The sequence below is a fragment of the Oscillibacter sp. GMB15532 genome, from assembly GCF_041020825.1.
Taxonomy (GTDB): domain Bacteria; phylum Bacillota; class Clostridia; order Oscillospirales; family Oscillospiraceae; genus Oscillibacter.
In genome coordinates, this window is the sequence record NZ_JBEVTO010000001.1 from 427465 (window position 1) to 444311 (window position 16847).

At 56.9% G+C, this 16847-nt stretch carries 19 protein-coding genes; 4 read left to right on the forward strand and 15 right to left on the reverse strand.

Annotated features, from left to right (window positions below; all coding sequences use genetic code 11):
* Positions 1-9: 9 nt before the first annotated feature.
* The 8 genes from fusA to ABVS15_RS02075 all read right to left on the reverse strand — a co-directional run bounded on the left by fusA (position 10) and on the right by ABVS15_RS02075 (position 5315).
* A complete protein-coding gene (gene fusA, locus ABVS15_RS02040; protein ID WP_369282108.1) occupies positions 10-2118 on the reverse strand; it encodes an elongation factor G in 2109 nt (702 codons plus the stop codon).
* An 11-nt stretch (positions 2119-2129) separates the two neighbouring features.
* The gene (gene rpsG / locus ABVS15_RS02045; protein WP_369282109.1) at positions 2130-2600 is read right to left on the reverse strand and encodes a 30S ribosomal protein S7; all 471 of its coding nucleotides are present in this window, start codon (positions 2598-2600) and stop codon (positions 2130-2132) included.
* A gap of 126 nt (positions 2601-2726) precedes the next feature.
* Positions 2727-3143, reverse strand: coding sequence for a 30S ribosomal protein S12 (gene rpsL / locus ABVS15_RS02050; RefSeq protein ID WP_369282110.1), 417 nt, complete (start codon positions 3141-3143; stop codon positions 2727-2729).
* A 102-nt stretch (positions 3144-3245) separates the two neighbouring features.
* Positions 3246-3488 (reverse strand): ribosomal L7Ae/L30e/S12e/Gadd45 family protein, encoded by a 243-nt coding sequence (locus ABVS15_RS02055; protein WP_369282111.1) that lies wholly within the window; start codon positions 3486-3488, stop codon positions 3246-3248.
* Positions 3489-3687: 199 nt separating this feature from the next.
* Complete coding sequence (gene rpsI / locus ABVS15_RS02060) at positions 3688-4092, reverse strand: 30S ribosomal protein S9 (RefSeq protein ID WP_312614349.1); 405 nt, start codon at positions 4090-4092, stop codon at positions 3688-3690.
* Positions 4093-4106: 14 nt separating this feature from the next.
* Positions 4107-4538, reverse strand: coding sequence for a 50S ribosomal protein L13 (rplM, locus tag ABVS15_RS02065; protein ID WP_293009528.1), 432 nt, complete (start codon positions 4536-4538; stop codon positions 4107-4109).
* A 259-nt stretch (positions 4539-4797) separates the two neighbouring features.
* Positions 4798-5061: a pro-sigmaK processing inhibitor BofA family protein gene (locus ABVS15_RS02070; protein ID WP_293009529.1), complete on the reverse strand. Its 264-nt coding sequence runs from the start codon at positions 5059-5061 to the stop codon at positions 4798-4800.
* Positions 5052-5315 (reverse strand): DUF2508 family protein, encoded by a 264-nt coding sequence (locus ABVS15_RS02075; RefSeq protein ID WP_369282112.1) that lies wholly within the window; start codon positions 5313-5315, stop codon positions 5052-5054. Before ABVS15_RS02075 ends, ABVS15_RS02070 begins: the two co-directional genes overlap by 10 nt.
* A 78-nt stretch (positions 5316-5393) precedes the next feature.
* On the opposite strand from ABVS15_RS02075, the gene ABVS15_RS02080 reads away from it, so the two are divergent.
* Positions 5394-5855: a nucleoside deaminase gene (locus ABVS15_RS02080; protein WP_369282113.1), complete on the forward strand. Its 462-nt coding sequence runs from the start codon at positions 5394-5396 to the stop codon at positions 5853-5855.
* 164 nt (positions 5856-6019) lie between these two features.
* Here ABVS15_RS02080 and ABVS15_RS02085 read toward each other — a convergent pair whose 3' ends face one another.
* The 3 genes from ABVS15_RS02085 to spoIIID all read right to left on the reverse strand — a co-directional run bounded on the left by ABVS15_RS02085 (position 6020) and on the right by spoIIID (position 7915).
* The gene (locus ABVS15_RS02085) at positions 6020-7057 is read right to left on the reverse strand and encodes a YeiH family protein (RefSeq protein ID WP_369282114.1); all 1038 of its coding nucleotides are present in this window, start codon (positions 7055-7057) and stop codon (positions 6020-6022) included.
* A gap of 288 nt (positions 7058-7345) precedes the next feature.
* Positions 7346-7606, reverse strand: coding sequence for a hypothetical protein (locus ABVS15_RS02090; protein WP_369282115.1), 261 nt, complete (start codon positions 7604-7606; stop codon positions 7346-7348).
* A gap of 54 nt (positions 7607-7660) precedes the next feature.
* The gene (spoIIID, locus tag ABVS15_RS02095) at positions 7661-7915 is read right to left on the reverse strand and encodes a sporulation transcriptional regulator SpoIIID (protein WP_369282116.1); all 255 of its coding nucleotides are present in this window, start codon (positions 7913-7915) and stop codon (positions 7661-7663) included.
* Between the two features lie 349 nt (positions 7916-8264).
* On the opposite strand from spoIIID, the gene ABVS15_RS02100 reads away from it, so the two are divergent.
* From ABVS15_RS02100 to ABVS15_RS02110, 3 genes are all read left to right on the forward strand, one after another.
* Positions 8265-8675, forward strand: a complete 411-nt coding sequence (locus ABVS15_RS02100) for an Rrf2 family transcriptional regulator (protein WP_369282117.1) — start codon at positions 8265-8267, stop codon at positions 8673-8675.
* Positions 8676-8743: 68 nt separating this feature from the next.
* Positions 8744-10654 carry an acyl-CoA dehydrogenase family protein gene (locus ABVS15_RS02105; RefSeq protein ID WP_369282118.1) on the forward strand — a complete coding sequence of 637 codons (1911 nt, stop codon included), beginning with the start codon at positions 8744-8746 and terminating at the stop codon, positions 10652-10654.
* A gap of 21 nt (positions 10655-10675) precedes the next feature.
* A complete protein-coding gene (locus tag ABVS15_RS02110; protein WP_369282119.1) occupies positions 10676-11887 on the forward strand; it encodes an FprA family A-type flavoprotein in 1212 nt (403 codons plus the stop codon).
* A gap of 577 nt (positions 11888-12464) precedes the next feature.
* On the opposite strand, the gene ABVS15_RS02115 is transcribed toward ABVS15_RS02110, so the two are convergent.
* From ABVS15_RS02115 to pxpB, 4 genes are all read right to left on the reverse strand, one after another.
* A complete protein-coding gene (locus ABVS15_RS02115; protein ID WP_369282120.1) occupies positions 12465-14150 on the reverse strand; it encodes a SulP family inorganic anion transporter in 1686 nt (561 codons plus the stop codon).
* 129 nt (positions 14151-14279) lie between these two features.
* On the reverse strand, positions 14280-15101 hold the full coding sequence (locus tag ABVS15_RS02120; RefSeq protein ID WP_369282121.1) for a putative hydro-lyase: 822 nt from the start codon (positions 15099-15101) through the stop codon (positions 14280-14282).
* Positions 15102-15138: 37 nt separating this feature from the next.
* Positions 15139-16083 carry a biotin-dependent carboxyltransferase family protein gene (locus ABVS15_RS02125; RefSeq protein WP_369282122.1) on the reverse strand — a complete coding sequence of 315 codons (945 nt, stop codon included), beginning with the start codon at positions 16081-16083 and terminating at the stop codon, positions 15139-15141.
* Positions 16080-16817, reverse strand: coding sequence for a 5-oxoprolinase subunit PxpB (gene pxpB, locus ABVS15_RS02130; RefSeq protein ID WP_369282123.1), 738 nt, complete (start codon positions 16815-16817; stop codon positions 16080-16082). The genes ABVS15_RS02125 and pxpB overlap by 4 nt, the downstream gene beginning before the upstream one ends.
* Positions 16818-16847: the final 30 nt, after the last annotated feature.

The following is a 16847-nucleotide window of genomic DNA, read 5'->3' on the forward strand; positions in this document are numbered from 1 at the left end:
AATCCCCAATTATTCCGCCTTGTTCCCGTTGCGGGTGGCCACGATCTTGTCCCGGATGTTCTTCGGGATTTCGACGTAGTGGCTGGGCTCCATGGTGTACTGACCACGGCCCTGTGTGCGGGAGCGCAGGTCGGTGGCATAGCCGAACATCTCGGCCAGAGGCACATGCGCGTCGATCTGCTGGGCGCCGGGACGGGCCTCCAGCTTGACAATCTGCCCGCGGCGGCTGTTCAGGTCGCCGATGACATCGCCCATATACTCGTCGGGCACGATGACGGAAACCTTCATGATAGGCTCCTGAAGGGTGGGGTCAGCCTTGCGGCAGGCCTCTTTAAAGCCCATGGAACCAGCGATCTTAAATGCCATTTCGGAGGAGTCAACCTCGTGGTAGGAGCCGTCATACAGCGTAACCTTCACGTCCACCACAGGGAAACCGGCCAGTACGCCGCCGTTCAGCGCGCCCTGAATACCGGAATCAACCGCAGGGATATACTCCTTGGGGATCGCGCCGCCCACGATGGCGTTGACAAACTCATAGCCCTTGCCGGACTCGTTGGGCTCCACACGGAGCTTGACGTGACCGTACTGGCCCTTGCCGCCGGACTGGCGGGCATACTTGGTGTCCTGCTCCACCTTTTTCTTGATGGTTTCCTTGTAAGCCACCTGAGGGGCACCCACGTTGGCCTCCACCTTGAACTCGCGGAGCATACGGTCCACGATAATGTCCAGATGCAGCTCGCCCATGCCGGCGATAATGGTCTGCCCTGTCTCATCGTCGGTCCATGTCTTAAAGGTGGGGTCCTCCTCGGCCAACTTGATCAGGGCCATGGTCATTTTTTCCTGACCGGCCTTGGTCTTGGGCTCAATAGCCACGCGGATAACGGGCTCGGGGAACTCCATGGACTCCAGAATGATGGGGGCCTTTTCGTCGCACAGGGTATCGCCGGTGGTGGTATTCTTCAGGCCCACAGCGGCTTCAATGTCGCCTGCGTAGACCTCATCAATATCCTCCCGGTGATTGGCGTGCATCTGCAAAATGCGGCCGATGCGCTCTCTCTGGTTCTTGGTGCTGTTCAGCACGGAGGAACCGGTGGTCAGATGCCCGGAATACACCCGGAAAAAGCTCAGACGGCCCACATAGGGGTCGGTCATGATCTTAAATGCCAGAGCGGAGAAGGGCTCATCGTCGCTGGGCTTGCGGTCTTCCTCGGCCTCAGTCTTGGGGTTCACGCCCTTGATGGCGGGAATGTCCAAAGGAGAGGGCATATAGTCCACAATCGCGTCCAGCAACTTCTGCACGCCCTTGTTTTTATAGGACGTGCCGCAGGTGACAGGAATCATCTCGTTGGCAACCGTGGCTTTCCGGATGGCCACGCGGATTTTCTCAGAAGAGACTTCCTCGCCGCCCAGATAAGCTTCCATGATGGAGTCGTCAAACATGGAAACCGCATCCATCAGCTTCTCACGGTACTCACTGGCAAGGTCGGCCATGTCGGCGGGGATTTCCTCCTCGCGCATGTCCTTGCCCTGATCGTCGTAATACACGTCCGCCTTCATGTCCACCAGATCGATGATGCCCTTAAAGGTATCCTCGCTGCCGATGGGAAGCTGGATGGGGACGGCGTTGCACTTGAGCCGGTCCTCCACCATCCGCAGAACGTTGTAGAAATCCGCGCCCATGATGTCCATCTTATTGACGTAAATCATGCGGGGGACCTTGTAAGTGTCGGCCTGCCGCCACACGGTTTCGGACTGGGGCTCCACGCCGCCCTTGGCGCAAAGCACCGTCACGGATCCGTCCAGCACGCGCAGTGAGCGCTCCACTTCCACGGTGAAATCCACATGGCCCGGGGTGTCGATAATATTGATGCGGGTATCGGCGAACTGGCTCTTGGAGCCCTTCCAGTGGCAGGTGGTAGCGGCGGACGTAATGGTGATGCCGCGCTCCTGCTCCTGAGCCATCCAGTCCATGGTGGCAGTGCCGTCATGGGTTTCACCGATCTTATAATTCACACCGGTGTAGAACAGGATGCGCTCTGTGGTGGTGGTTTTACCCGCGTCGATATGGGCCATGATGCCGATGTTACGGGTGTTTTCGAGCGAGTTTTTTCTCGGCATAGTTTTTCTCCTTAATAGCGGAAATGCGCAAACGCCTTGTTGGCCTCGGCAGCCTTGTGGACTTCCTCGCGCTTCTTGACGGCGGCGCCGGTGTTGTTGGATGCGTCCGTGATCTCATTGGCCAGGCGCTCCGCCATGGTGCGCTCCCCACGGGAGCGGGCATAGGCGGTGAGCCACCGCAGGCCCAGGGTCTGGCGGCGGGCGGGACGAACCTCCAGGGGCACCTGATAGGTGGCGCCGCCCACGCGGCGGGCCTTGACCTCCAGGCTGGGCATGATGTTCTCCATAGCCTGAGTAAACACTTCAACGGGGTCCTTCTCGGTCTTTTCCTTGATCTGGTCAAAGGCCGTGTAGACCACCTTCTGGGCTACGCCCTTCTTGCCGTCCAGCATCACGCTGTTGACCAGCTTGGTCACCAGAATGGAGCCGTAAACGGGATCGGGCAGAACCTCTCTTTTGGGAACGTTACCTCTTCTCGGCACGATACTTCCCTCCTTCATAATAATATGATGTCATAGGTACTCAAAAGGCATTTCTGCCTTCCGTGAATGCCCGCCAAAGAGGTGATCTATATAAACCTATTCGGCAAAGCTTTCAGTGAGTAGTCCTTACTTGGACTTGGGCCGCTTGGCGCCGTACTTGGAACGGGACTGCATACGGCCGGAAACGCCCTGTGCATCCAGAGTACCACGAACAATGTGGTAGCGGACGCCGGGGAGATCCTTCACGCGGCCGCCGCGAATCATGACGACAGAGTGCTCCTGCAGGGAGTGACCCACGCCGGGGATATAAGCGGTGACCTCATAGCCGTTGGTCAGACGAACACGGGCGATCTTACGCAGAGCGGAGTTGGGCTTCTTAGGGGTAGCCGTTCTCACAGCGGTGCAAACGCCTCTCTTCTGGGGGGAGGGCAGATCGGTGCTCCGGTTCTTCAGGGTGTTCAGGCCAAACTGCAGCGCGGGGGAGGTGGACTTGTAGCTGGACTGCTCCCGTCCTTTACGGACCAGTTGGTTAAAAGTAGGCATACTGTTCTCCTTTCTTGTCAAATGTGTTGACTGTAAAACGCACAGCCTTTATTTTTTGCGGAAAGCCGGTAAGCTATTCCGAAAAAACCGAAATGTTCCATCCTATTTCAAAAGGACGGCTACGGCGGCACCCACGCTGATGCGGCAGGCGGCGCCAAGCTGCGCCATGGTGTGCTCCCCTTCCACGGGAACCCCCATTTCTTCGCAGCTTTTTGCAAGGGCCTCCAGCAGCGCCGGATCTGCGTCGCAGGCCAGGAACGCCTTGGCGGCCTGTCCCTGCGCAATGGCCCTGTGGGACTGCTTCACGCCCACGACTCTGGATTTTCCTGTCAGTTCCTCCAGCACGGGGTTCTCCCTCACATTCGCATGGCAAAATTCGCGGAATATCCGCGCAGAATGGAATTATATCATGACTTTTTGCCGCAGTCAAGCATTTGTTCCCAGGATTTCCTTTCTGCCGGACCTTTTCCATGCACAAATCCCCATCCGTCCTTTTCATAAAAAAATCCCCGGAACCGCTTGGTTCCGGGGATTTCGTGAAAAATCAACGCTTGGAGAACTGAGGTGCGCGACGGGCTGCTTTCAGACCGTACTTCTTGCGTTCCTTCATACGAGGATCGCGGGTCAGGAAACCGGCCTTCTTCAGGATGGGACGGTTGTCCTCGCTGGCCAGCAGCAGGGCGCGGGCAATGCCATGGCGCAGGGCGCCGGCCTGGCCGGACACGCCGCCGCCGGCAACAGTAGCCACAACGTCCATCTTGCCGGTGTTGGAGGTGGACTCCAGCGGCTGACGGACCACCATCTTCAGGGTATCCAGGCCGAAATACTCGTCAATATCCCGGCCGTTGATGATAATGGAGCCGGTGCCGTTGGGGAACAGGTGGACGCGTGCCACGGAGGACTTTCTCCGGCCAGTGCCGTACAGATAGGGCTTCTTAGACTGATACATTCTGTTCTTCCTCCTTATTCCGCGTCGAGCGCCACGGGCATCTGTGCCTGCTGCTCATGGTTTTCGCCGGCATAGATGTGCAGCCGGGTCAGAGAAGAGCGGCCCACGCTGTTCTTGGGCAGCATGCCCCGGACAGCCTCGCGCATGGCAAGCTCCGGCTTCTCCTGCATCAGGATGCGATAGGGAGTCTCCTTCAGGCCGCCGATCCAGCCGGAATGTCTCCGGTAGATCTTCTGGTTGCCCTTGTCGCCGGTCAGCACCGCCTTGGAAGCGTTGATGATGACGACAAAGTCACCGCAGTCGGCATGGGGGGTAAAGGTGGTCTTGGTTTTGCCGCGCAGAATGTCGGCAGCTCGGACGGCCGTTTTGCCCAGGGGCTTTCCGGCGGCGTCCAGGATGTACCACTTGCGCTCAATATTGGACGCGTTGGCCATAAAAGTGGACATGTTCTTTCCTCCGTATATGAAATTCTTGATGTTCTTTACAAACCTGATATATCAGGGTAAAATCAAAGCACGTTTATTTATACCACCCTATTTCGGCAATGTCAACACAAATCTGATTTAGATATATGATACCTTTCATTATCTTTGTTTTTCTCTTAGTATCTCCCAAAATCACTTGTTCAATTTAAATTTTATAAAAAGGACGGAGGCGTTTCTCCGCCTCCGTCTTTGATCAAGCGCCTGATTTTATATGTAGCAGCTAGAGAATCCACTGCACCAGCAGCAGCAGCACAAATCCCGGCAGGCCCAGAATCCCCACCACCAGAGCGTTCCAGATGTTCAGTCCCAGGGCGATGCCGGTCCACGGGGCCGTCAGCCCCGCAAGATACAGCGCGAGAAAGCCCAGAAAGGTATTGGCCAGCAGCTTGACAGCCAGCTTCAGCGGCGCCTTGAAAATGCGCAGCAGTGCCGCCAGCAGAAATACTGCCAGCACGCCCAGAATGATTTTATGACTTAAGTCCATGTGGCGGCCTCCTCCGTCCGGGTCATCGCCGCCGTGTCAGGGCAGCGGGCCTTGATGGCGCGAATCAGGTAATTGCACCGGGCTTTGGCCGCGCTGATCTGGTAGACGCAGGATTCCACCAGCTCCGGGTCCGTCGCCAGATCGAACTGGCGATACGCCAGAGTCAGCTCGCCTTGGGCCGCGCGCAGCTCGCTTTGCAGGACCGACAGCTCGGACTCCTGCACGGGACGCTTGGAAAAGAATACGTTTTTCATATGACTCCCCCGTTTCTTTGCGCACTATATCTTACGGGGAGTTTGGACAATTATTCCAATTTCTATACGGAGGTTTCCATGGAGCACGAGGATTTTATGCGCCGGGCGCTGGCACTGGCCCGGGAGGCCGCGGACGCCGGAGAGGTTCCGGTGGGCTGCGTCATCGTCCGGGAGGACGAAATTGTCGGCGAGGGCCGCAACCGGCGGGAAGAATGCGGCCTTGCCGCCGCCCACGCGGAGATGGACGCCATCGCCGCCGCAAACCGCCGCCTTGGAGACTGGAGGCTGGAAAATTGCTCCCTGTACGTGACACTGGAGCCATGCCCCATGTGCGCGGGGGCAATTTTAAACACCCGGATTGCCAGAGTTTTTTACGGCGCCCGGGACGGGGTTTTCGGGGCCTGCGGCGGCGTGACAAACCTGTTTATGGAAAACTTCCCCAACCCGCCCGCACTGGTGGGCGGGATTCTGGGCGAGGAGTGCCGCGGGCTTCTGGCCTCGTTTTTCCAAGCCCTCCGGGACCGCGATCACAGCAAATAGAGGCTTCCGTTTTTGTCCCCTCCCGCGCATTCTATAAAAGACGCAAAAGAGAACAGGCTGCACGCCTGTGCCGCCTGTTCTCTTCTTCGGTCTGAATCTTCAAAATATTTTCTCCAGCCGGAGCGCCAAGCCGAAAATCCGCCTGCGGCTTTTTCCGTTCGGCATCACCAGATGCCCAAAGTCCTTTGCAGCACAAGGCTGACCACCGTGATGCCCACCCAGCAGCAGGCTCCCAGCGCCAAGGGCTTCCCTCCGGACTTAATCAACTGGATGAGATTACTGTTCAGCCCGATGGCGGCCATTGCCACCACGATGAAAAACTTGCTCAATTCCTTCACCGGGCCGAACACCGCCGCCGGAACGCCCAGCCGCAGTGCCACGGTGGTTACGACAGAGGCGGCCACGAAGTAGAGAATAAAGAAGGGGAAAATTTCCCGGAGCCGCAGGGCCTTCCCCGTACCCCCGGCAGCCTTTTCCCGGTGTGCCCGCAGCAGGGCCAGCACCAGCGTGATGGGGATGATCGCAAGGGTTCTGGTCAGCTTTACGGTCACCGCCTTGTCCAGCGTGGCGGAGCCGAGATTCCACATGCTGTCCCAGGTAGCGGCGGCGGCGGTAACGGAGGAGGTATCGTTGATGGCCGTACCCGCAAACACACCGAAGGCCTCACCGGAGCCGGTATCAAAGCCCAGCACATTTCCAAGGAGAGGAAACAGCACCGCCGCCAGCACATTGAAAAAGAAAATTACCGAGATGGCCTGCGCCACCTCCCCATCGTCTGCATCAATCACGGGGGCGGTGGCAGCGATGGCACTGCCGCCGCAGATGGAGGAGCCCACCCCCACCAGCGTGGAAATATTCCCCGGAATGCGAAGCACCCGGTGCAGCGCGGCGGCAATCGCAAGAGAGGTTGCAATCGTGCACAGGATGATGGGCAGGGACTGCTTCCCCGTCTCAATCACCACCCGCAGATTCATCCCAAAGCCCAGCAGGATCACCGCCCACTGAAGAATTTTTTTTGAGGCAAACTTAATTCCACTTTCCAAATGCCCCCTGCTTTGCAGGAAAAGCGCGATCACCATTCCCGCCAGAATGGCGATCACTGCCCCGCCCACCACGGGAAACCGCCTGCCCAGCAGCCACGACGGCGCCGCGATCACCAGACACAGCAGCAACCCCGGCCCATTTTTCTTTAAAAATTGCATCGGTCTTTCCTCTTTTCACAAAGTTCTCTTCGCTATCATACGCCTCCTGACGCGCAAATTCAAACGCCTTATTTATTTTTAATTGCCAGCAGAAGATTTCATACTTTTGTAACAATCCTTGCTTTTTCGGTTAACATATTGCCGTTATTATAATACTTGCAAGAGACAAAACTTCTTTTCATCCAATCTTCCAAAAGCACAACGGGCCAGCCTGCCGGCTGGCCCGTTGTGCTGCGCCTGTACCTTTGTACCTTGTGCGTAAAGGCGCCGAATTTCGTTTTTCGCAGTTCATTCCGGGGGCTGATCGCCGGGCGGCGAATCAGCGGTCCCTTCCCTGCAGAACTGCTCCAGCAGCACCTTGATTTCGCTGAGCAGCTCGTTCTGGTAGCTGAGGGCACAGCAGATATAATGCATCGTGGACTCCGGGAGCGCCGGGCCGCCGGGCTGCGGAATAGGGTGAACCCACCGACGGACCTCCGGTTCGCCGACGCCCGCTTCCGGGGCGGGGGAGGCAGCCGCGCTCCGACCCCGATCGAATTTATTTTCCATCAAAGCTCCCTCCAGTTCTAAACTGTGCCGGTTACCGGGCGGCTTTCGCCCCCGTCACCGATGCCCGTGGAGATATTTTTCCTTGGTGGCAATTCCGCCTCGGATATGGCGCTCCTGTTTGTTCACGTCCAGCACCTGCCGCGCCTGCGCCGCCAGCGCCGGATTCATTCTGGGCAGCCGCTCGGTAATGTCCTTATGTACGGTGGATTTGGAGATTCCGAATTTTCCGGCGGCGGCGCGGACCGTCGCTCGGTTTTCTATGATGTACTGGGCCAGTTGCTCGGCCCGCTCCTCCATGTTTCCCTTCAAAAAGCAACACTCCCCGCCTTGCGTTGCTCCATCCTATGCAAAACGCGGGGCGGTTATGTACGCCAAACGCGGGAGGCAGCCCGACGCGGGAATTCGCTGTCTTTCATGAGACGGATTTGCGATCTTACACCGGACCGCGGGGGCCGTCTCCTTTAAGGGAGACGGTTCGCCCCTGATTGCTGCAAATCTGCATGTTCATCTGCCCCTTTTGCAATTTACTCTAATTATACGTAAGCACCAAATTCTTTTGTTAATTAATATGTACAAAAAAAGTTTAAATTTCTCCCAGAATATACTTGACAATTTATATCCACAATAGTAGAGTGGAAGACGCAAAGGAGATGAAACATTGCTTCTGACAAAGGAAACGGATTACGCTCTGCGGATTTTGCGGGTACTTGCGGACGAGGAGCGGGCCACTGCGGCGCAGCTGGCGCAGGGAGAACAAATTCCTCAGCAGTTTGCCTATAAGATTTTAAAAAAGCTTGAAAAAGGCGGGATTGTCCGAATTTTGCGCGGAGCGGATGGCGGCTATATTTTGGCGGCCAAGCTGGAGCAGGTGTCTCTTTTCCGGCTGATGCAGGTCATGGAAGAGGATTCCTTTATCAGCCCCTGTATGAATCCGAACTATCAGTGCCTTTGGTGTAAGGCGCACGGAGATACCGTCTGCCGCGCGCATATCAATTTAACCTCCATCCAGAAAAAGCTGGATCAGGAACTGGAGGCCCATAGCCTTCACGAAATTTTATTCGACGGGTAATCATTTTTTGCACTTAAAGTGGATATATTTTGTCAAATATAGCGGTCAATTAAAAAGGGGGAAGCAGTATGTTATTCACGACCACGCAGCAGCAGGAAAAGCTTCGCGCCAAGGTCCGCGCGTTTGCGGAAGAAGAGATTAAGCCCCTCGCCTTCCTCATGGACAAGGAAAACCAGTTCCCCGATGAAGCGGTGGCAACTCTGGGAAAAATGGGGTTGATGGGGATTCCCTTCCCGAAAGAGTATGGCGGAGCGGGTCTGGACATGATCAGCTATGCCGTCGCGGTGGAGGAGCTGTCCCGGGTCGACGGCGGCTCCGGCGTCATTCTGTCGGCGCACACGTCCCTGGGCACCTGGCCCATCTTCGGATTTGGCACCGAGGAACAGAAGAAAAAATATCTCGTTCCGCTGTGTAAGGGAGAGAAAATCGGCGCGTTTGGCCTGACCGAGCAAAACGCAGGCTCCGACGCGGGCGGAACGGAAACCACGGCGGTGGATAAGGGCGACCACTACCAGCTGAACGGCGGAAAAATTTTTATCACCAACGCGCCCAAGGCCGATACATATGTGGTGTTCGCAGTGACCACCCCCGACATCGGCGTAAAAGGCATCTCCGCCTTTATCGTGGAAAAGGGCTGGAAGGGCTTTGAATTTGGCGACCACTACGACAAAATGGGCATTCGGTCCTCCTCCACCGCAGAGCTGATTTTCAACGACGTGAAGGTCCCCAAGGAAAATCTGCTGGGCAAGGAGGGCGAGGGCTTTAAAATCGCCATGGCCACGCTGGACGGCGGACGCATCGGCATTGCGGCGCAGGCGTTGGGCATTGCGCAGGGTGCGTTCGAACAGGCGGTGAGCTACGCCAAAGAGCGCGTCCAGTTCGGTAAGCCCATCGGCTTCCAGCAGGCCATTTCCTTCAAAATCGCGGACATGGCGACCAAGCTGCGCACGGCGCGGTTCCTGGTCTATTCGGCGGCAGAGCTGAAGGAGAACCACGAACCCTTCGGCATGGAATCCGCCATGGCCAAGCAGTATGCCTCCGACATTGCATTGGAGGTCACCAACGACGCGCTCCAGATTTTCGGCGGCAGCGGCTACCTCAAGGGCATGGAGGTTGAGCGGATGTACCGCGACGCGAAAATCACCACCATCTACGAGGGCACCAACGAGATTCAGCGGGTGGTCATCGCCTCCCACATTCTGGGCAAGCCGCCCAAGGAGGAAAGCGCCTCCTCCAGCCGGTCCAAAAAGCCCGCGCCCATCACCGGAATCCGGAAAAAGCAGATTTTCCGGGACGGGGTCGCCACGGAGCAGGTTTCCGCGTTGGTGGACGCACTGAAAAAGGACGGTTTTGACTTTACGGTGGGGATTCCTCTGGATGCGCCCATCGTGCAGGCCGAGCGTGTGGTTTCCGCGGGCAAAGGCATCGGAGACAAGGAAAACATGCTTCTGGTCGAGAATCTGGCCAAGGCCGCAGGCGCGGCAATCGGCTCCTCCCGCCCCGTGGCTGAAACGCTGAAGTATCTGCCGCTCAACCGCTATGTGGGTATGTCCGGCCAGAAATTTACCGGCAACCTATATATTGCCTGCGGCATTTCCGGGGCCAGCCAGCATCTCAAGGGCATTAAGGACGCCGGAATCATCGTGGCGGTCAATAAAAACGGCAACGCCCCGATTTTTAAGAACTGCGACTACGGCATCGTGGGCGACGTGAATGAAATTCTGCCCCTGCTCACCGCCGCGCTGGACACCGGCGACAAGCAGCTCGCCCCTCCCATGGTGAAGATGAAGCGCCCCCGCATGCCCAAGCCGGAGCCCATCGGCCCCAGCTATGTATGCAGCGGCTGCGGCTATGAATATGTACCCGAGCTTGGCGACGCGGAAAGCGAGATCGCGCCGGGCACGCAGTTTAAGGATCTGCCGGAAGACTGGGCATGCCCCGAGTGTGCCGAGTCCAAGGACCAATTTATTCAGGCGTAAAACCGAAGGGAGGAAAAAAATATGTATAGTGTAAGAAATGTGACTGAGGATGTGTACTGGGTAGGGGCCAACGACCATCGCCTTGCTCTGTTTGAAAATGCATATCCCATTCCCAGAGGTGTTTCCTATAACTCCTATCTTTTGCTGGACGAAAAGACCGCCCTGTTTGACACCGTGGACTGGTCCGGCTGCCGTCAGCTTCTGGAAAACATGGAGCACGTTTTGGCGGGCCGCCCGCTGGATTATCTGGTCATCAACCATCTGGAGCCGGACCACGCAGGCTCCATCGAGGAGATTTTGCTCCGGTGGCCCAATGTGGTGATTATTAGCAACGAAAAAGCTTTCATGATGATGCGCCAGTTCAAATTCCCCGTGGACGAACATGCGATCGTTGAGGTGAAGGAAGGTGACACCTTCAGCTTTGGGAAGCATGTGGTTACATTTGTGTTTGCCCCCATGGTCCACTGGCCGGAGGTCATGGTGACCTTTGACACCACCGACGGCGTGCTCTTCTCCGCCGACGCGTTTGGAACCTTCGGCGCGTTGGACGGAAAGCTGTTTGCCGACGAGGTGGACTTTGACCGGGACTGGCTGGACGATGCCCGCCGGTATTTGACCAACATTGTTGGAAAATACGGCCCCCACATTCAGCTCATCCTGAAAAAGGCCGGGGGCATTTTGAGCCAGATCAAATACATCTGCCCGCTCCATGGGCCGGTGTGGCGCAAGGACCTGATGTATTTTATCCAGAAGTACGACACCTGGAGCCGCTATGAGCCGGAGGAAAAGGGCGTGATGATTGTATACGCCTCCATGTACGGCAACACGGAGTCCGCCGCGCAGGCACTGGCCGCGCGGCTGTGCGACAAGGGCATGACGAAAGTCGCCATCTATGACGTATCCTCCACCGACGTCTCCCAGCTTATCTCAGAAACCTTTAAGTACAGTCACCTGGTGCTGGCCTCGGTGACGTATAACCTCGGAATTTATCCGGCGATGCACAATCTTCTCATGGATATGAAGGCGCTGAACGTGCAAAACCGCACCGTGGCCATTATGGAGAACGGGTCCTGGGCTATCAAGTCCGGCGATCTGATGCAGAAGTTCCTCGACGAGGAAATGAAGAACATGACCGTGCTGAACGAGCGCGTGAGCATGGCCTCCTCCCTGCACGAGGATAAGGCATTTGAACTGGAAACGCTGGCGGACGCCATCTTGGAGTCCATGCAGTAAGGCTATTTGAATCAGCTACGCCCCCTCCCTTTCTCAATCTTGTTTTACACACAAAAGACCGGACCTGTCGCAAGCCCAAGGCTTGCGATAGGTCCCCCTCTTTTTATCTGCATTTTTGCATTTGTTTGCCGCATGTGCTGACTTATCTGTCTAACCATTTTCAAAGCAGCGGAGATTGCGAAAGCCATTGCGGCCAGACTTTGCTTGTCGGGTTTTCCTTCTAAATACGCAGGTTATCCGGCGCTCGCACTCTGGCAAGATGGCGGTCAATGCCTGCCGGGACTATGTGGCGCAGAAGAGAGAGGGCGTGAATCCCGTCTTCCAAGCCGCTGATATCTGTATAGACGTCAGCCAACTGGACTATTGGAAGTGATTTTTCCCCCCTGGGGCTGCGCCAAGCGGCAGGGCCTTTAAGTCCGCAAAGAACAATCCGTTCCGCAGGAGCCAAGGCTCCTGCGGAACGGATTATCATAATTCCATTCAAAAAAGCACCCCAACCGTTATGCAGCATATCATGCTGTCTGACGATTGGGGTGCAGTCTTTATCTGCTCACTCGACTGATGCCGCCTGTTCCTGCTACTTCAGCTCCTTCTTCAAAAGATCAAGGATTGCAAGGTCGGCGCTCCAATAATAAGCGGACTCTCCCAGCAATGCGGTGATTCCCGCCCGGTCAAAATAGGTGCGCACAGAGTGCGTCATGCCGCAAAAGGCCACTGTCCTTCCCTCTTCCTTCATGCTCTGGCAAAGCTCCAACATCGTCTGAACGCCCGACACATCCACACTGGGCATCCCCCGCAGAGACAAAATAACATGATCATATGCGGGCATTTCTCTGATGCAGCGATTAAATTCATCCACCGCGCCAAAAAACAAAGAACCGGTCACATAGGCCACGCCGGAAGTCTCCCAAACAGCGGCTTTTTCATCCGGCACATCCCGCAGCCGATTTGCGTCAATCGCAGAAAAGCTGACGGAGATATGGCTGACACGGGACATATACAAAATAACGGAGTACAGCACACCTAGCAAAATTGCCATGGTCAGATCAAAGACCACAGTGGCCAGCATCGTCACGAAAAACTGACTGATCCCGGACTTAAAGCGGTGCGAAAAGATGTACCGGATTCCGTCCCAGTCGTTCATGCGCCATGCCGTGACCATCAATACGCCCGCCAGCGCCGCCAGCGGCAGCTTTGCCATGACGCCGCCCAGCAACAGCATGGACCCCAGCAGGAACAGGGAGTGAAACACGCTGGTAAGTCTGGTTTGCTGTCCGGACTTCACCGCCACGCTGGTGCGGGCGATGGCCGCCGTGGCCGGCACGCCGCCAAACAGGGGCAGCAGCATGTTTCCAACACCCTGTGCAATCAATTCCTGATCGGCATTGAACGTCTCGTTTTTCATCCGGGCGGCGGACGCGCCGCACAGCAGGCTTTCAATCATTCCCAGCGCTGCAATGGTGACAATCGGCGAGCTCAAGTTTGCCAGCATCCCAAGGCTGTCACCGTCAAGCGTCAGGCGGTCGCTCAGCAGCAACGACCGCGGAATGTCGCCCACCGTTGTCAAGCTGTCCATGCCAAACGCAACAGACACCACAGCCGCCACAACAATTCCCGCCAGAGAGCCGGGCACCTTTGCACCCCATTTCTTAGGCCAGAGCAGCATCACCGCCACCACCAGCACACTCACCGCCACAGCCTGCCAATTGGGGGAAAAACCCAGCCCTCCATAAGAAGCCAGTTTTTCCAGATTGGAACTTCCCTGCGAAACAGTTCCAAAAAAATTATCAATCTGCCCCATGGCAATAATGATTGCAATTCCGGAGGTAAATCCCATGACCACGGGCATTGGGATAAACGAGATCAGGCGGCCCATTCGGAAAATCCCCGCAATCAGCAGCAGTACTCCCGCGGCAAAGCTGGCCAAAAATACGCCCTGCAAACCATGGGTTCCCACAATGCCAATCAGCACGGCGCTCATGGCACCGGTAGGTCCGGATATTTGATAGGATGCGCCCCCCAGCGCGGCAATCACCACACCCGCAATAATGGCCGTGACAAGGCCCGCGGCCGCCGTGGCGCCGGAGCTGACGCCAAATGCCAAGGCCAAGGGCAGCGCCACCGCGCAGGCCGTCAGTCCGGCCATTGCGTCCTGCATCAGGCCTGTGGAACCGTATCCCCGAAACTCATTTTTCAAATCTGATATAAACCGCAAAAACAATGCCAATTCCTCCAAAATCGTTCTAAAACATGCGTTTTCCATTGTACCACAACTCATCCGGAGGGGCAAGTTTTAATCTGCATTCGGGCACGCTCTGAACCGGCAAAAAGGGCAGCCGCAAATGCTCCCAGAATAAAGCCGCCGCCCGCAAAAGCGGGCGGCGGCTTTGCATCATATCTGTTTCTGTGCCTCCAGATAGTCATTCAGCTCTGCGTTTTTCACGTCGGTGATAAACATATGCCCCGGCGCATGGGTAATGACGATGGGCGGCTTTGCATGCTCCACCGCCGCCTGCGGCGTCACGCCGCAGGGCCAGAACACAGGGATTTCGCCGGGCTTTATCTCCACGGGGTCCCCGTAATCCGGCTTCATAATATCCTGAATTCCGATCTGCGCGGGATCGCCCATATGGACAGGCGCTCCGTGGACATTGGGCATTTTCTCCGTAATGGCCCTGGCAATTTCGGCGTGCTCCGGCGACATAGGACGCATAGAGCAGACCATGGGTCCGTAAAACGGTCCGGCCTGCACTGTTGCAATGTTCGTTTTGTACATGGGCACATTGCAGCCCTGCGTAATATGCCGCACCTCGATTCCCGCAGAAAGCAGCGCCTCTTCAAAAGAAAAGGAGCAGCCGATCAAAAATCCCACATAGCCGTCCTCCCAATAGGCGGACACATCCGTGAGCTCTTCCGTGAACACGCCGCCGCGATAGATGCGGTAACGGGGAATGTCGGTGGTAATGTCGCCGCCCTCTCCCATGGCATGGGTCCCGGGCGTACCCTCGATCACCTCCAATATCGGGCAGGGAAACGGGTTGCGCCGGGCATACTCCCTGAAATCCGCCGCATAGTCCGGCGGCAGGATTACAAGGTTGGCCTGCGCATAGCCCCGGCACATACCGGCAGTTGGAAAGTCGATTTTCCCGGCGCGGATCTTTTCCCGCACCACTGCGGGAGAAAGGTCAATATAAGGCGTAATATCAAATGACATTGATGCTCCTCCTTTTTTATGTCAGCGCCTGTTTTCTTCAGTTGTCCAGCACATGCCGCAGCAGCCGCAGCGATGCCCGCTGGGCAAGCAACGCCTCCTGTGCGGCGGACAACGATATCTTTTCAAAACGGACCTTATCTCCGCTCTTTAGCTGGCCCAGAATGCGAAAATCCGCAGAAATTACGTTGGCAATCTTGGTGTAGCCGCCGGTGGTCTGCCGGTCGGAAAGCATGACGATGGGCTGCCCCGAAGAGGGCACCTGAATGGCGCCGAACGCGATGCCATCGGAGATGATGTCTCCGGAGGATTCATGGGCAATCTCCGGGCCCTCCAGTCGGCAGCCCATTCGGTCAAACTCGGCTGTGACGCTATAAACGCCCGTGAGAAACGTCTCCATCCCCGCAGAGGTAAACGCATCGTCCTGCGGTCCCGGAACCACCCGAAGCGTGTATTCCGTCCGCGCGCGGAACTCCGGCGCGATGGCACGGGTGGCCAGTGATTTTGGCCCCTTCTCCGGTGCACGAAGGCCAAGCACGTCTTCCTTTTCCAGCTTTCTGCCATGGAAGCCGCCGATTCCCGCTTTCATATAAGTCGATCGGCTCCCCATCACCTGAGGAATATCCAGTCCCCCCGCGACGGCGATAAATGCCCGGCAACCGGATTTGGGACCGGTAAAGCGCAGCACCTGCCCAGCGCCCACCTGAACGGCCCGGTAGTTATCCATAGGAACGCCGTCCAGCGTCGGGCCCAGGTCCGCACCGGTGACGGCGATCACCGCGGGCTGGTCGAAGCGGAGCTGGGGGCCCATAATGGTACACTCCAGAATAGCTTCTCCCTCTTCATTACCCGCCAAAATATTGGCTACGGCGGCGGAACGGGGATCCACTGCCCCGGAAACCGGCACGCCAAACTGCTGATACCCCGTCCGTCCCTGATCCTGAACGGTTGTCAGCATACCGGGATGCAAAACCGTGATACTCATTCCGCACGCTCCTCTCTGGAGTGACGCTTGCAGACATAAGTCCCGGCGGCCTCCTGCTCCGCAATTCTATCATATTCCGCCCGATCAATGGGGTAAAACTTCATATACTGGCCCGCCTCCGGCAAAATCGGTTTTTCACGCTCCGGCGCGTACATCCGCACCGGGGTCCGCCCGATCAACTGCCAGCCTCCCGGAGAGTCGATGGGATATACTCCGGTTTGCGCCCCGGCGATGCCCACGCTGCCTGCGGGAATTTTGACCCGGGGTGTTTTCAGCCGGGGCGTGGCGATGGTGTCGTCCATGCCGCCCAGATACGTGAAGCCCGGCGTAAAGCCCAGCATGTAGATCAGGTATTCCGGCGCGCTATGAATGGCGATCACCTCGTCCACGGACCTGCCTCCCTGCTCCGCCACAAACGGAAGATCCGGCCCTTCCTCCCCACCATACAGCACGGGAATTTCCAGCACCTCGCTGGGAGGAATCCGCACCTTGTCCAGACCGCCCAGCAGTCCCTTCAGCTTCTGTTCCAGTGCGGCATAGCGAATGACGCCCGGATCATAATGCACCATCAGGGACCGATAGGTGGGAACCGTCTCCACGATGCCTGAAATGCCGCTTTCCAGCAGGGCAATGTTAAACGCCCGAATGCGGCTGTTAATCGCCACGCTGATCTCATTGCCAAATTCCACGGTCACAGCCGTATCTCCGGCATTTAAAAATCTCACTTCGTCCATACTTGTTCCTTTCCGCTGGGCGCGACACCG